The organism is Caballeronia sp. SL2Y3 (assembly GCF_022879575.1).
Lineage (GTDB): Bacteria > Pseudomonadota > Gammaproteobacteria > Burkholderiales > Burkholderiaceae > Caballeronia.
The window spans coordinates 2,277,409-2,291,455 of record NZ_CP084260.1; the positions used below are offsets into that span (position 1 = coordinate 2,277,409).

A 14,047-nucleotide genomic window follows, 5' to 3' on the forward strand; every position below is an offset into this window, starting at 1 on the left:
GGCTTAAAAAAACCTGCTTCGCTGCACGCGGATGCTTACGCGGCCAGAACGGCCTTCGCCGTTTCGACGACGTGCTCCACCGTGAAGCCGAAGTGCTTGAAGAGCGCACCGGCCGGCGCGGACTCTCCGAACGTGTCGATGCCGACCACGCCGCCTTCGAGGCCCACGTACTTGCGCCAGAAATCCGTCACGCCCGCTTCGATCGCTACACGCGCCACGCCCTTCGGCAGCACGCGCTCGCGGTACTCGGCGTCCTGCTTGTCGAAGAGGTTCGTGCAGGGCATCGAGACGACGCGCGCGCCGATGCCTTCTTTCGCGAGCGCCTCGACGGCCTGCAACGCGAGCTGCACTTCCGATCCCGTCGCGATCAGGATGATTTTGCGCGCGGGAATGTCGTCGTTCCAGTCGACGAGCACGTAACCGCCCTTCGCGATGTTCCCGATCTGAATGTCGTTGCGCGGCGAGAACTGCAAGTTCTGGCGGCTGAAAATGAGCGTCGACGGGCCTTCGTGCTCGATGGCATGCGTCCATGCGACGGCCGTTTCCACGGTATCCGCCGGCCGCCACGTCTGCAACTGCGGAATCAGGCGCAGGCTGGAGACGTGCTCGACCGACTGGTGCGTCGGACCGTCTTCACCGAGGCCGATGGAATCGTGCGTGAACACGAAGATCGAGCGCGCTTTCATCAGCGCGGCGACGCGCAGCGCGTTGCGGCTGTAGTCCGAGAACGTCAGGAACGTGCCGCCGAACGGACGGAAGCCGCCATGCAGCGCAATGCCGTTGATGGCCGCGCTCATGCCGAATTCGCGCACGCCGTAATTGATGTGATTGCCCCACTGGATGCCCGCGTGGCCCGCGTTGGCGTTCTCCGCGTCGCCGGCGGCGCGCACGGCTTTCGACGCCTTCCAGTTCGTGAGATTCGAGCCGGTCAGGTCGGCCGAACCGCCGAGCAGTTCCGGCAGCGCGGCGGCGAGCCCTTCGATAGCTTGTTGCGATGCCTTGCGCGTCGCCACCGTTTCCGCACGCTGGTTCGCGTCCTCGATGATCTTCGCGGCGCTCTGCTTCCAGTCGGCGGGCAGTTCGCCCTTCATGCGGCGCGTGAATTCGGCGGCCTGTTCGGCGTACTTCGCGCGATAGGCGTCGAACGCCTTGTTCCATTCGCCTTCCACGCGCGCGCCTTGCTCCTTCGCGTCCCACGCTGCATAGACTTCCTGCGGAATCACGAACGGCTCGTACTGCCAGCCGATCGCGGCGCGCGTGGCCGCGATCTCGTCGCCGCCGAGCGGCGCGCCGTGCGCGTCGTGGCCGCCCGCCTTCGTCGGCGCGCCCTTGCCGATGACCGTGCGGCAGCAAATGAGCGTCGGCTTGTCGGATTGCTTCGCCTGGGCGATGGCGGCATCGACTGCGTTGACGTCATGGCCGTCCACGGCGCGAATCACGTTCCAGCCGTACGCTTCGAAGCGCTTCGGCGTGTCGTCGTGGAACCAGTGCTCGACGTGGCCGTCGATGGAAATGCCGTTGTCGTCGTACAGGGCGATCAGCTTGTTCAGCTTCAGCGTGCCCGCGAGCGAACAGGCTTCGTGCGAGATGCCTTCCATCAGGCAGCCGTCGCCCAGGAACACGTACGTGTGGTGATCGACGATCTTCGCGTCGGCCTTGTTGAACTCGGCGGCGAGCAGCGCTTCGGCGAGCGCCATGCCGACCGCGTTGGCGACGCCCTGGCCGAGCGGGCCAGTGGTCGTCTCGACGCCCGGCGTGATGCCCACTTCGGGATGGCCCGGCGTCTTCGAATGCAGCTGGCGGAAGTTCTTGATCTCGCTCATCGGCAGGTCGTAGCCGGTGAGGTGCAAAAGCGCGTACAGCAACATGGAGCCGTGACCGTTCGACAGGACGAAACGATCACGGTCGAACCAGTGGGGATTCGACGGGTTGTGCTTCAGATGGCGCGACCACAGCGCGACGCCGATCTCGGCCATGCCCATGGGCATGCCGGGGTGGCCGGAGTTGGCTTGTTGAACGGCATCCATGGCGAGCGCGCGAATTGCGTTGGCCATGAGGGCGGTCGGGCTGGAAGTCGGGATCGTCATGTCGGGTGTCGGCGGCTACGGGAGCGTTGGGGCAGTGCGTCGATGCAGTACGTCGAGGCAGTGCTGAAATGATCCACGGTGCTTCTTGACGCTGCGTCTGACCGGTACTTCGCACCGGACGCCGGACCCGCGGCACACCGCGTTTTCAGTACCGGAACGACGAGAAACGACGAGGATCGGGAGGCGGTCATTCTAACAGACCGGTCCGATCGACAGGCGTGCGACACGGCGCCGAACGTGCGGCTTCCGGCGTTCGCGGGCATGTTCCGTGCAGCCGCGCGAAGCCGTTCATCGCGATAAAACGCCACCACGCGCCGCGGGCGGTTCGCGCCTCATGGCAAAATGCCCCTCACTGGTACGAGCAAAAGGCTTCAAGGAGTGCTTTCGATGACTGACCCTCGCCCCGCCGACGTCCCGTGGCTCACGCCCTATCTCACCGTGCGCGATGCGCGCGTGAGCGTCGGGTTCTACGAGAAGGCGTTCGGCTTCGCGGTACGTGACAGCGTCAACGACGACGGCACCATCATCCACGTCGAGATGACGTATCGCGGGCAACTGATTCTGATGTTCGCGCCGGAGGGCGCGTACGGATCGCAGGCGCGCACGCCGAAGAGCGCGGGCCAGATGGCGCCGCAGTCGTTTTATCTCTATGTCGACGATGTCGATGCCACCTTCGCGCAGGCGCTCGCCGTCGGCGCAAAGCCGCTTATCGAGCCGCAGGACCAGTTCTGGGGCGACCGCTTCGCGCAGATCGAAGACCCGGACGGTTATCGCTGGGCGATTGCGCGCCATCTTCGTTGAACTCGCCGCAAGGCGCTATCCGCGGACCGAGCGTCCGTGATCGATTTCCATGCCACGCTTTTTCGTTGACGGCCCGCTCGCGGCGGGCGAGACCCTTTCTCTTCCCGACGACGTCGTGCGCCACGTGCATGTGCTGCGTTTGCAGAACGGCGACGCCATCACGCTCTTCGACGGCACCGGAGGCGAGTATCACGGCGTGCTCGTCGACATCGGCAAACGCGCGGCGCTCGCGCGCATCGACGCGCACAGCGAACGCGAAGCCGAGCCGCCGTATCGCGTGACGCTCGCGCAGGGCGTCGCGGGCGGCGATAAGATGGACTGGCTGATCGAAAAGACGGTGGAACTGGGCGTCGCGCAGATCGTGCCGCTCACGGCCGAGCGCGGCGTCGTGCGGCTCGCGGGCGAGCGCGCTTTGCGGCGTCAGGCGCACTGGCAGGCGCTCGCGCGCGCGGCTTGCGAGCAATGCGGGCGCAATCGCGTGCCGGACGTGGCCGCGCCGCGCGACCTGAGCGCGTGGCTGGCGTCATTGCCAGCCGCTGCGGATGGCGACCTGCGGCTACTGCTTTCGCCTCGCGCCGACGTGTCGTTCGCCGCGCTGCCCGCAGAGCCTCCGCGCGGCCGCGTCACGCTGGTGATCGGTCCGGAAGCCGGCTTTTCGCCGAAAGAAGAGAACGAGATCGTCGCGGCGGGTTTCGCGGCGCTCGGTCTCGGTCCGCGCGTGTTGCGCACGGAAACGGCGGGAATCGCGGTGCTCGCGGCGCTCGCCGCGCGCTGGGGCGGATGGTGATTCGGCGCCCGGCCGCCACAAAAGCAAACAGCCCGATGACGGGCTGTTTCGCTCACGGCTGACGCGATCGAAAGAACCCAGACGAACTCAAACGAAAGAATAAAACACGCGGAAGGCCACGCGCCGCTCGGCCCAGAATTCGGCGGCATCGCGGAAAACGTCGAGCAGCGTTTCGCGCCCTTCCTTGTCGAACTTCTGCGCGATGGGCAACTGCTCCAGCACGATCACGAAGCCCGGCTGCGAACCCGCGCGATGAACGAGGTCGGTCAGGCAATCGTAGAGGGCGTCGTAGTTCTTGCCAAAGTGCTTCGGAAACAGGAACGAGGTCGCGATGGTTTCAAGCACTTCCTGTTTGCTCTGCGCCTGGCCGAGATACGCATACAGAAAATGCTGGCCGAGGCGGTTGGCCTCGTCGGCGAGTTCCTGCACGCGAAACGCGCGGATGGACTGCACGATGTTCGGCCGCACCGTCGCAAACAGAGACTCCGACTCGTCCTGCGGATGCCCCGCCGGATGCTCGTTCGAATGATTCGGCTCGTCATCGGGTCTGTTGTCGTGTTCTGTCATGCGTAGCCGCAATACTCGCTGGAACAGGTTGCCGTCGCCGGTTGCGAAAAAAACACCCGCAACGCCGTTGTCGTGCGCGTAGATGTTGTCGCTCATGCCGTTAATCCCTCGTTATCCCGCAATGCGTTTAAAACTGGCGTAGTGGTCGTCCGAGTAGTAACAATCGTCGATCTGCCGCTTGGGGCCGCCGCATACGATCCGGCGTGCGCCGCGATCCCGCGCTCGCGGCGTGGGGACTGTGTATTCGTGGTAGTAGCCGCGCGCGCGCCGTGGCAGCAAGCGTTCGCGGTTGCCGAACACGACGCCGTCTTTCTCGTAAGGGAAAGGCCCGCCCGCCTGGATCAACTGCAGTGTCTCGACCGCCTGTTTCGGCAACTGCGCGACGGCCACGGTCGCAAAGTCGTCGTTGCGCGCTTGCCGGGTCTGCACAGCGGCCGACCGGCTGGCCTCCGGCGGGATCTTCGCCGAATCGGCCTGGTTCGCCGGCTTCGCGGGCATGACCGTGTCCGCCGCGCTTCGGGATTCGTCCTTGCCGCAGCCGCCCAGAAAGACGCAGAGTGCGACGATAGAGGCAAGTGCCGTAGCGCGCTTCACGAAACGATTGTCCCCGCGATGAACCGAAAGATGCGACAACCCCGAAAAATGTAAGGGTATCGCTAATGCCAAAGCGAAGCAACGTTCGGCGGGATTTCGGAAACATTTTCTCAACTTCGCAGGCGCATGCACCGATTTGCGGAGAAAAGGCAACTACATCTAGCCTAAATCTGAGAGATTTTTCAACTAAATAAGATAATAATTCACGCGCTGGGGATCGAAACCCTTGGACAGGCCGCCTCACTTGTCGTCAGTTTCACGGCATGCGCTCCATGCCGACGCCCCGCACATTTAGGGAACAGCAAACTTCCCCCTTGCTATTGCCCCGGCGTGCCGCTTTTCGCGGCACGTTTTTTTTCGCCCAAAAAAAACGCGGCGGGATGACCCGCCGCGTCGCGACTACATCGGGCGAAGACTAGCGCGCCGCCGATGCGTCCGCCACCAGCAACGCCGTCATGTTGACGATGCGCCGCACGGTGGCTGATGCCGTCAGCACATGCACCGGCTCGGCCGCGCCGAGCAGAATCGGCCCGATCGCGATGTTGTTGCCCGCTGCCGTCTTCAGCAAGTTGTACGAGATGTTCGCCGCGTCGATGTTCGGCAGGATCAGCAGATTCGCGTCGCCTTCGAGCGTCGATTCGGGCAGCACTTCCTTGCGCAAACGGGCATCCAGCGCCACGTCGCCGTGCATTTCGCCGTCCACGTCGAGATCGGGCGCGCGCTCTTTCAGGAGGGCGAGCACGTCGCGCATTTTCTGCGCGGTCGGCGCGTTGCTGGTTCCGAAGTTCGAATGCGACAAGAGCGCGATCTTCGGCATGATGCCGAAGCGTTTTACTTCTTCCGCCGCGAGGATCGTGATTTCGGCGAGCTGCTCCGGCGTCGGGTCCACGTTCACGTGCGTATCGACAATGAAAATCTGGCGGCCCGGCAGCACGAGCGCGTTCATCGCCGCGTACACGTTGCAGCCGTCCTTCTTGCCGATCACCTGGTCGATGAAGTGCAGATGCCGATGCGTGGTGCTCACCGTGCCGCAGATCATGCCGTCGGCTTCGCCCTTCTTCACGAGCATGGAACCGATCAGCGTGGTGCGGCGGCGCATTTCCAGCTTCGCCATTTGCTGGCTGATGCCCTTGCGCGCCATCATCGCGTAATACGTCTGCCAGAAGTCGCGATAACGCTCGTCGTGGTCCGTGTCGACCACGGTGAAATCGACGCCCGGCGTGAGGCGCAGGCCGAACTTCGTGATGCGCTGCTGAATGACCGCCGGACGGCCGATGAGAATGGGCTTCGCGATCTTTTCGTCAACGGCGATCTGCACGGCGCGCAGCACGCGCTCTTCCTCGCCTTCCGCGAACACGATGCGCTTCTTCTCCGGCTCCACGCTGCGCGCGAGCTGGAACACCGGCTTCATCGTCGTGCCGCTGTGGTAGACGAACTGCTGCAAGTGCTGCTCGTAGGCGTCCATGTCTTCGATAGGACGCGTGGCCACGCCGGATTCCATCGCGGCTTTCGCCACCGCCGGCGCGATCTTCACGATGAGACGCGGATCGAACGGCTTCGGAATCAGATACTCCGGCCCGAACGACAAATCCTGAATGCCATACGCCGTCGCGACGATATCGCTCTGCTCCTGACGCGCGAGTTCGGCGATCGCGTTCACTGCGGCGATTTCCATTTCCTTCGTGATCGTCGTCGCGCCGGCATCCAGCGCGCCACGGAAGATGAACGGAAAGCACAGCACGTTGTTGACCTGATTCGGGTAGTCCGTGCGGCCGGTGGCGAGCACCGCGTCCGGACGCACTTCCAGCGCGAGCTCCGGCAAAATTTCCGGCGTGGGATTGGCGAGCGCGAGAATCAGCGGCTTCGCGGCCATGCCCTTCACCATGTCCTGCTTCAGCACGCCGCCCGCCGAGAGGCCGAGGAACACGTCCGCGCCTTCGATCACTTCGGCAAGCGTGCGCGCGCTCGTTTCGCGGGCGAAGCGTTCCTTGTCCGGGTCCATTAGTTCGACGCGGCCCTTGTAGACTACGCCGGCCAGATCCGTCACGAAGATGTTCTCGAGCTTCATGCCGAGATCGACGAGCAGATCCAGACACGCGAGCGCCGCCGCGCCCGCGCCCGATGCGACGAGCTTCACTTCGCCGATGTTTTTGCCGACCACCTTCAGGCCGTTCGTGATGGCCGCCGCGACGACGATGGCCGTGCCGTGCTGGTCGTCGTGGAAGACGGGAATCTTCATGCGCTTGCGCGCCTCGCGCTCGACGATGAAGCAGTCCGGCGCCTTGATGTCTTCCAGATTGATGCCGCCGAAAGTCGGCTCCAGCGCGGCGATCACATCGACGAGCTTGTGCGGGTCGCTTTCGTTCAGCTCGATGTCGAACACGTCGATGCCGGCGAACTTCTTGAAGAGTACGGCCTTGCCTTCCATGACGGGCTTCGAGGCGAGCGGCCCGATGTTGCCGAGCCCGAGCACCGCCGTGCCGTTCGACACGACGCCGACCAAGTTGCTGCGCGCGGTGAAGCGCGCGGCGTTCAACGGATCTTCGACGATCGCTTCGCATGCGAACGCCACGCCCGGCGAGTACGCCAGCGCGAGGTCGCGCTGGTTGATCATCTGCTTGGTCGGGGCGATCGCGATTTTGCCGGGTGTCGGAAACTCGTGATAATCGAGCGCGGCTTCGCGCAACTTCGTATTGGCGGGAGTCGTCATAAGGCGGGCTAGCAGTGCGGGAATTAGAATGGAACCTCGAACGCATTGTAGCGCCAATCAAGCCCCGCTTTTACGCGCAGTCCATGCAATTCGGCTACAAGTGCCGTGACCGGAGAACGCCTGATCGCCCGGCTTGGCAAGGCTTTCGACAGATCATGCCGTTTTTTCAAGACATGCGGCGGCGCTTGGAGGCGCGGTCGTTGCCGCGCCCTCTTTCTCTTGCACTGCACAAATAACTCGCTTCCCCGACGATGCTTTCCGAGTTCTCCCTGATCGATCGATACTTCGCCCGCCGCGCGAAAGCGCCCTCGCCGAGACAAGGCGACGCGCCGCTCGGCATCGGCGACGACTGCGCGCTGATCGCGCCGCCCGCCGGCCATCAGCTTGCGATCTCGACCGACATGCTCGTCGCCGGCCGTCACTTTTTCCCCGATGTCGATCCGTACGCGCTCGGTCACAAGGCGCTCGCGGTGAACCTGTCGGATCTCGCCGCGATGGGCGCGAAGCCGCACGCGTTCACGCTCGCGCTCGCCTTGCCGCGCGCCGACGAAGCGTGGCTCGCCGCGTTCAGCGACGGCATGTTCGCGCTGGCCGAACGCTTCGACTGCGCGCTCGTCGGCGGCGACACGACAGGCGGGCCGCTCAACATCTGCATCACCGTGTTCGGCGACGTCGCGCACGGCGCTGCGCTGAGGCGCGATGCAGCAAAACCCGGCGACGACATCTATGTGTCCGGCGTGCTCGGCGATGCCCGCGCGGGCCTGGCCGTCTTGCGCGACGAATGGCGCGCGCCGGACGAAGCGAGCGCATCGGCATGGAAGCGCGCGCTGGAACGGCCCGAGCCGCGCGTGACGCTCGGGCTCGCGCTCGCCGGCATCGCCCACGCGGCGCTCGACATCTCCGACGGCCTCGCGGGCGATCTCATGCACATTCTTACGCGCTCGGGCGTCAGCGCGACCGTCGATGCCGACGCCGTGCCGTGTTCCGACGCGGTGCGCGCGCTGCCCGAAACCGCGCGCCGCCAGTGCACGCTCGCGGGCGGCGATGACTACGAGCTCTGCTTCACCGCGCCGAGCGATGCGCGCGACGCCGTGGCGCGCATCGGCGAGCGCGTGGGTGTGCCGCTCACGCGCATCGGTACAATCGATTCCGCGGTCGCGCCCGCCATCGCCTGGCGCGACGGCGCGGGCGCGCCGCTTTCCCTGACGTTGCAAGGCTTCGACCACTTTCATGCAGACTGACCCCACCGCCGCGAGCGAATCCGCGCCGCCGCATTCGCCCACCCCCGCCAAGCCGCGCAAGGCGAGCGCACGCTTCATGCTCACGCATCCGCTGCATATTCTGTCGCTCGGCTTCGGCAGCGGCCTGTCGCCCATTGCGCCCGGCACGGTCGGCACGCTCTTCGCGTGGGCGTCGTTCATGCCGCTCAACCGGCATTTGACCGTGGCGGAATGGGGCGTGCTGATCGCCGTCGGCTTCATCGCCGGATGCTGGTTCTGCGGCTTCACCGCGAAGAAGATGGGCGTCGCGGACCCGTCGCCAGTGGTGTGGGACGAGATCGTCGCGTTCTGGCTCGTGCTGCTGGTCGTGACGCCCGCGACCTTCACCGGACAGTTGTGGGCGTTCATCGTGTTTCGCTTCTTCGACATGGTGAAGCCGCCGCCGATCCGCTATTTCGACCGCCATCTGAAAGGCGGCTTTGGCATCATGTTCGATGATCTCGTCGCCGCGTTCTTCAGCTTGCTCGTGATTTCGCTGTGGCGCATGACCGCCGGACGTTTCATTCATTAATCTGCGAGACACCGCCATGCCGACCGATACCGTCGTTCATCAACTTGCGATCCGCGTCGGCAACAAGCTGCGCGACGAACGGCTGATGCTCGCCGCCGCCGAATCGTGCACGGGCGGCATGGTGGCGGCCGCGATCACGGACATTTCGGGCAGCAGCGCGTGGTTCGAGCGCGGCTTCGTCACGTATTCGAATCTCGCGAAAACGGAGATGATCGGCGTGCCGGCTGCGCTGATCGAGCAGCACGGCGCGGTGAGCGAGCCGGTCGCGAAAGCCATGGCCGAAGGCGCGCTGCGCAACAGCCGCGCGCAGGTTTCGGTGTCGATCACGGGCGTGGCCGGTCCCGCCGGCGGCAGCGAAGCGAAGCCGGTCGGGACGGTTTGCTTCGCGTGGAGCAATCGCCTGCATACCGCGTTCGAGACGCAGCATTTCAAGGGCGACCGCGAGCAGGTGCGCACGCAGGCGGCGGCGCACGCTTTGAGGAAGTTGTTGGAGTTTTTGGAACAGCGGGAGCGGTGAACGCGCGACGGTACGGCTAAGCGGCTGCGGCGCAGCAGTTGCGAAAGCGGCTCGACTTTTTGCATCAGCGGGAGCGTTATGCTCGCGCCGCGCCCGACTTACTGATTCAACGCAACCCAAAAGCCCGCGCCGCGCCTTCAGCTTTTTTCGCGACGCACGGGCTGCGAAAGCGGCCCGATTTCCAAACCAGTTCGAACGTTGAGCCGCCGCCGTGCAAACGCCGCGAAAGCTACCCGGCATCCCGAATCAGCGCGAGCGATAAACCCGCGCGGCGCGCGCCGGGTTTCGCGGCGCAAGCGCTGCGATAGCGACCCGACTTCCGGAATCGGCGCGACGTTAAGCCCGCGCCGTGCAAACGCCGCGAAAGCTACCCGGCATCCCGAATCAGCGCGAGCGATAGTCACCGATACGCGTTGATCGTATCCCGCGTCTTCTTCGCGGCTTCGGCCGCCGCGCTCGCGTAATCGTCGCCCTTGCCGGCGTACAAAATGGCGCGCGACGAGTTGATGAGCATGCCCGTGCCATTCGCCGTGCGGCCCGCGCGCACGGTCGCTTCGACATCGCCGCCCTGCGCGCCGATGCCCGGAATCAGCAGCGGCATGTCGCCGACCATGCCGCGCACCGCTTCGATTTCCTTCGGAAACGTCGCGCCGACGACGAGCCCCAGTTGCCCGCTCGCGTTCCACTTCTCGGCCGCCAGCTTCGCGACGACCTGATACAGCGGCTTGCCGTCCGTCGTCAGAAATTGCAGGTCGGAACCGCCCGCGTTCGACGTGCGGCACAGCACGATCACGCCCTTGCCTTCATGCGCGAGATACGGCTCGATGGAATCGAAACCCATGTACGGATTCACCGTGACGGCGTCCGCTTTGTAGCGCTCGAACGCTTCCTTCGCGTATTGCTCGGCCGTGCTGCCGATATCGCCGCGCTTCGCATCGAGAATGACCGGCAGCCCCGGGTGCTTCTCGTGAATATGCGCGATCAGCGCTTCGAGCTGATCTTCCGCGCGATGCGCCGCAAAGTACGCGATCTGCGGCTTGAACGACGACGCGTACGGCGCGGTGGCATCGACGATGGTCTTGCAGAACTCGAAGATCGCGTCGGCGCGGCCGTTCAGCGCGCCGGGGAACTTCGACGGCTCCGGATCGAGGCCGACGCACAGGAGCGATTGCGTGCGCGACCACGCGGCGTTGAGCGACTGGATGAAAGACATGGGAAAGATCGGCGGAAAGGGATGCCACGCATTTTAACGTGCGCGGCATCGCTTTCCGGTTCGGGCGTTCGGTGCGTTCAGCGCGCGAGCGCCGCGCGGCCGCGCGCCTTCGCTCCCGCACGCGTGCGTGGCCGGCCGCGGCGCGCGGCCTCGCCGGTGCGCTCCACAGTGAAGCGGAACTCGCGCGAAAGCCGCTCGCCGGGCGCGAGCACCGTCATGCCGTTGGCCTCGCCGCCGCCCGGCAGGTTCACCGCGTTGATCGGATGATCGACCGGCTCGAAGCAGAAGAAGTCCTCGCCGGGCGGCGCGTAAAGCACGTAGTAGTCGGTGTCGGCGGCAATCGTCAGCGAAAGACGGCGCTTCGGCCAGAGCACGCTCGTGCGTCCGCTCCAGCCGGTGAACGCGTTGTTCACCATTTCGGATGGCATCGGGTACGCGACGCCGAACTGCCACGCAGGCGGCGCGGGCACATGGCGCACCGGAAGCCAGTCGTCGCCGCAGAGCCACAGGCCGCCCGCCGCCGCCGAAAGCTCGGTATCGGCTTCGCGCATCAGAAACGGATGCAGGCCGAGACCGAAGGGCAGCGCCTCGTCGCCGGTGTTCTGCACGTCGAGCGTGACGACGAGCGTGGCTTCGTCGAGCGCATACGTCTGTGACGCGCGAAACGAGTACGGCTTGCCGTCGCTGCGCTCGAACGCGAGCCGCACGCGCGTCGCGTCTTCTTCCTCGACGGTCCACGCGCCAAGCCAGCCGTCGCCGTGCAGCGGCAGCGGCTCATCCGGGCGATTGCGCGGCACGTCGATGGCGCGTCCGGAGAATCGAAAGTGCCCGTTGCCGATGCGGTTCGAATACGGCAGCAGCGGATAACACGCGAGCTGGTTAGGGTCGGTGTCCGGGCCCGGCTCGGCGCACGGTCGGAAAATCGGCACGAGCGCGCCTTCGTGACGCCAGTCGAAACGCGTGACGCCGCCGCCGAGCGCCGGCGCGACATCGAGCCTCAAGTGCGCGTTCGCGAGCGTGATGCAGCCTTCGACGGCCGCGCCGCCGATTGCGACGACCGCCGTGCTCGGTCCCGGCCGGATCGGCGGTTCGGCGGCGGCGGCGAGCCGCGAGCGGCGCGCGTTCGCCTGCGCCGTGGACGCGGACGGCGTATTCACCCTTTGCTCATTGCGCGCAACCGTCATGACCTGTGCTCCATCGAGAGGCGAAAAACCCGGCGCGGCCGCGGCCGGGGGCTGGACGGACGGCGCGTCGGATCGCGCGCCGCCTCGGTTTCTTATGCTCGCGGCTTGCCCGCGAAAACCGGCTCCGCGATGCCGCGCACGCCGGGCTGCGCCGTGAAGATGCCGCCCGCGTGGGCGTCGGTCTTGAGCGCGTCTTCGCTCAAGCCGATGCGCGCCGTCGTCACGAAGAGCGTATCGAGAAACGCTCCGCCGAACGCGACGCAACTCGGCTGCGCGCTCGGCACCTCGATGCGCGCGGTCTCGCGGCCATCCGGCGCGTAGCGCACCACGCGCCGCCCGCCCCACTGCGCGTTCCACAGGCCGCCTTCCGCGTCGACCGTGGAGCCGTCGGGCGCGCCGGTATCGTCCGTCAATTCGACGAACACGCGGTCGTTCGCGAGGCTCGGGTAATCGCAGACGCGAATATGGCGCGTCGGCGTATCGCAGTAGTAGAGCGTCGTGCCGTCCGGACTGAATGCGGTGCTGTTGTTGATCGCGCAATTTCCGAGCGGCAGGCGCTCCAGCGACAAATCCACGTTCAGCCGATAGTAACCGCCGAGCGGCTCTGCATCGTCCACGTCGTGCTTCGTGCCGAACACGAAGCGCCCTTCGCGGTCGCAGCGGCCGTCGTTCAGACGCGTCGGCAGGCCGGCTTCCACTTCCGTGATGGTCTCGATCTTGCCCGTCGAGAACTGGAAGAACGCGAGCCGCGACGCAAGGCCGAGCAGCACGAAGTCCGGATCGGCACAGAGCGCGAAGCACGCGAGGCGCTCCGGCATGTCGAAGGCTTCGGTCGATCCGTCGCGCGGATCGTATCGCAGGAACCGCTTGCCTTCGATGTCCGTCCAGTAGAACCGCCCGCTCGCGGCGCACCACGTCGCGCCCTCGCCGAGCGCGCATTGGCTGTCGATCAGAAGGCGTGCCTCGGTTGCATCGGTCGCGCCGCTCTGGTTCATCAGACCCATCCTCCGTCGATGATGATCTCCTGCGCCGTCATCATGCTGCTATCGTCGGATGCGAGAAAGAGCGCGGCCCGCGCGAGATGCTCGGGCAGCACTTCGGCGTCGATGCACTGTCCCTGCTTGATCGCGAGCTTGCCCGCTTCGTCGAGCCACAGGCGCTTCTGCTTTTCCGTCATCACCCAGCCGGGCACCAGCGAATTCGCGCGGATGCCGAACTTGCCGAGGTCGCGCGCAAGACCGCGCGTCAAGCCCTGCACCGCCGATTTCGCCGTCACGTACACGGGCAGGTTCGGGTTCTTCAGCATCCAGCTGACGGAGCCGAGGTTGATGATCGAGCCGCCGCCGAGTTGCTTCATGTCGTCGACGACCGCCTGCGCCGCGAAGAACTGGTGACGGATATTCACCGCGATGCCCCAATCGAACGATTCGGGCGTGACTTCCTGAATGGTATGACGCTTGTCGTTGGCCGCGTTGTTCACGAGCACGCCGATCGGGCCGAGCGCGCCGCGCACGTCCGCGATGCCTTGGCGCAATGCGTCGATGTCCGTCAGATCCACGCGCAGGAACATCGGCCGCGTGTGGGCTCCGGCCAGGTCCACGCCGAGCCGCTCCGCAAGCGCCTCGCCGGCTTCGGCGTCGATATCGAAGAACGCCACTTTCGCGCCCTGATCGTAGAAATGCTCGACGAACGCCGCGCCGATGCCGGTCGCGCCGCCCGTGATGAGCACGGTCTTGCCCGCGAGGCTCGGGTAGCGCGCGAGGGAGCTGTCGATGGATGTCATATGTTTCGCCGTC

General features: G+C 65.6%; 13 protein-coding genes. 5 read left to right on the forward strand and 8 right to left on the reverse strand.

Annotated features, from left to right (window positions below; genetic code table 11):
* Positions 1 to 35: 35 nt before the first annotated feature.
* Complete coding sequence (gene tkt, locus LDZ26_RS10740) at positions 36 to 2,087, reverse strand: transketolase (RefSeq protein ID WP_244847226.1); 2,052 nt, start codon at positions 2,085 to 2,087, stop codon at positions 36 to 38.
* Positions 2,088 to 2,474: 387 nt separating this feature from the next.
* Here tkt and LDZ26_RS10745 point away from each other — a divergent pair, with 387 nt between their 5' ends.
* Positions 2,475 to 2,888, forward strand: a complete 414-nt coding sequence (locus LDZ26_RS10745; RefSeq protein ID WP_244847227.1) for a glyoxalase/bleomycin resistance/extradiol dioxygenase family protein — start codon at positions 2,475 to 2,477, stop codon at positions 2,886 to 2,888.
* 49 nt (positions 2,889 to 2,937) lie between these two features.
* On the forward strand, positions 2,938 to 3,675 hold the full coding sequence (locus tag LDZ26_RS10750; RefSeq protein ID WP_244847228.1) for a 16S rRNA (uracil(1498)-N(3))-methyltransferase: 738 nt from the start codon (positions 2,938 to 2,940) through the stop codon (positions 3,673 to 3,675).
* An 87-nt stretch (positions 3,676 to 3,762) separates the two neighbouring features.
* On the opposite strand, the gene LDZ26_RS10755 is transcribed toward LDZ26_RS10750, so the two are convergent.
* From LDZ26_RS10755 to LDZ26_RS10765, 3 genes are all read right to left on the reverse strand, one after another.
* A complete protein-coding gene (locus LDZ26_RS10755) occupies positions 3,763 to 4,338 on the reverse strand; it encodes a barstar family protein (protein ID WP_244847229.1) in 576 nt (191 codons plus the stop codon).
* 15 nt (positions 4,339 to 4,353) lie between these two features.
* Positions 4,354 to 4,836 (reverse strand): ribonuclease, encoded by a 483-nt coding sequence (locus tag LDZ26_RS10760; protein ID WP_244847230.1) that lies wholly within the window; start codon positions 4,834 to 4,836, stop codon positions 4,354 to 4,356.
* Positions 4,837 to 5,251: 415 nt separating this feature from the next.
* Positions 5,252 to 7,546: an NADP-dependent malic enzyme gene (locus LDZ26_RS10765; protein ID WP_244847231.1), complete on the reverse strand. Its 2,295-nt coding sequence runs from the start codon at positions 7,544 to 7,546 to the stop codon at positions 5,252 to 5,254.
* Between the two features lie 251 nt (positions 7,547 to 7,797).
* Here LDZ26_RS10765 and thiL point away from each other — a divergent pair, with 251 nt between their 5' ends.
* The 3 genes from thiL to LDZ26_RS10780 are packed head-to-tail and all read left to right on the forward strand — an operon-like array spanning position 7,798 to position 9,854.
* Positions 7,798 to 8,787, forward strand: a complete 990-nt coding sequence (gene thiL, locus LDZ26_RS10770) for a thiamine-phosphate kinase (RefSeq protein WP_244847232.1) — start codon at positions 7,798 to 7,800, stop codon at positions 8,785 to 8,787.
* Positions 8,777 to 9,337, forward strand: a complete 561-nt coding sequence (locus LDZ26_RS10775; RefSeq protein WP_244847233.1) for a phosphatidylglycerophosphatase A — start codon at positions 8,777 to 8,779, stop codon at positions 9,335 to 9,337. The genes thiL and LDZ26_RS10775 overlap by 11 nt, the downstream gene beginning before the upstream one ends.
* Before the next feature lie 16 nt (positions 9,338 to 9,353).
* Positions 9,354 to 9,854 (forward strand): CinA family protein, encoded by a 501-nt coding sequence (locus LDZ26_RS10780; RefSeq protein ID WP_175945071.1) that lies wholly within the window; start codon positions 9,354 to 9,356, stop codon positions 9,852 to 9,854.
* 400 nt (positions 9,855 to 10,254) lie between these two features.
* Here the strand turns inward: LDZ26_RS10780 and pyrF are convergent, their stop codons facing one another.
* The 4 genes from pyrF to LDZ26_RS10800 form a co-directional block, all read right to left on the reverse strand.
* Entirely contained in the window at positions 10,255 to 11,067 is an 813-nt protein-coding gene (gene pyrF, locus LDZ26_RS10785; RefSeq protein WP_244847234.1) for an orotidine-5'-phosphate decarboxylase, read from the reverse strand.
* Positions 11,068 to 11,144: 77 nt separating this feature from the next.
* On the reverse strand, positions 11,145 to 12,251 hold the full coding sequence (locus tag LDZ26_RS10790) for an aldose 1-epimerase (RefSeq protein ID WP_244847235.1): 1,107 nt from the start codon (positions 12,249 to 12,251) through the stop codon (positions 11,145 to 11,147).
* A gap of 92 nt (positions 12,252 to 12,343) precedes the next feature.
* The gene (locus LDZ26_RS10795) at positions 12,344 to 13,255 is read right to left on the reverse strand and encodes an SMP-30/gluconolactonase/LRE family protein (RefSeq protein ID WP_244847236.1); all 912 of its coding nucleotides are present in this window, start codon (positions 13,253 to 13,255) and stop codon (positions 12,344 to 12,346) included.
* Positions 13,246 to 14,034 (reverse strand): SDR family NAD(P)-dependent oxidoreductase, encoded by a 789-nt coding sequence (locus tag LDZ26_RS10800; RefSeq protein WP_244847237.1) that lies wholly within the window; start codon positions 14,032 to 14,034, stop codon positions 13,246 to 13,248. The genes LDZ26_RS10795 and LDZ26_RS10800 overlap by 10 nt, the downstream gene beginning before the upstream one ends.
* Between the last annotated feature and the right edge of the window lie 13 nt (positions 14,035 to 14,047).

Bases quoted from the DNA above. Each gene is read 5' to 3' on its own strand.
- tkt (WP_244847226.1), bottom strand. From the start codon at position 2,087: ATGACGATCCCGACTTCCAGCCCGACCGCCCTCATGGCCAACGCAATT.
- LDZ26_RS10745 (WP_244847227.1), top strand. From the start codon at position 2,475: ATGACTGACCCTCGCCCCGCCGACGTCCCGTGGCTCACGCCCTATCTC.
- LDZ26_RS10750 (WP_244847228.1), top strand. From the start codon at position 2,938: ATGCCACGCTTTTTCGTTGACGGCCCGCTCGCGGCGGGCGAGACCCTT.
- LDZ26_RS10755 (WP_244847229.1), bottom strand. From the start codon at position 4,338: ATGAGCGACAACATCTACGCGCACGACAACGGCGTTGCGGGTGTTTTT.
- LDZ26_RS10765 (WP_244847231.1), bottom strand. From the start codon at position 7,546: ATGACGACTCCCGCCAATACGAAGTTGCGCGAAGCCGCGCTCGATTAT.
- thiL (WP_244847232.1), top strand. From the start codon at position 7,798: ATGCTTTCCGAGTTCTCCCTGATCGATCGATACTTCGCCCGCCGCGCG.
- LDZ26_RS10775 (WP_244847233.1), top strand. From the start codon at position 8,777: ATGCAGACTGACCCCACCGCCGCGAGCGAATCCGCGCCGCCGCATTCG.
- LDZ26_RS10780 (WP_175945071.1), top strand. From the start codon at position 9,354: ATGCCGACCGATACCGTCGTTCATCAACTTGCGATCCGCGTCGGCAAC.
- pyrF (WP_244847234.1), bottom strand. From the start codon at position 11,067: ATGTCTTTCATCCAGTCGCTCAACGCCGCGTGGTCGCGCACGCAATCG.
- LDZ26_RS10790 (WP_244847235.1), bottom strand. From the start codon at position 12,251: ATGACGGTTGCGCGCAATGAGCAAAGGGTGAATACGCCGTCCGCGTCC.
- LDZ26_RS10795 (WP_244847236.1), bottom strand. From the start codon at position 13,255: ATGGGTCTGATGAACCAGAGCGGCGCGACCGATGCAACCGAGGCACGC.
- LDZ26_RS10800 (WP_244847237.1), bottom strand. From the start codon at position 14,034: ATGACATCCATCGACAGCTCCCTCGCGCGCTACCCGAGCCTCGCGGGC.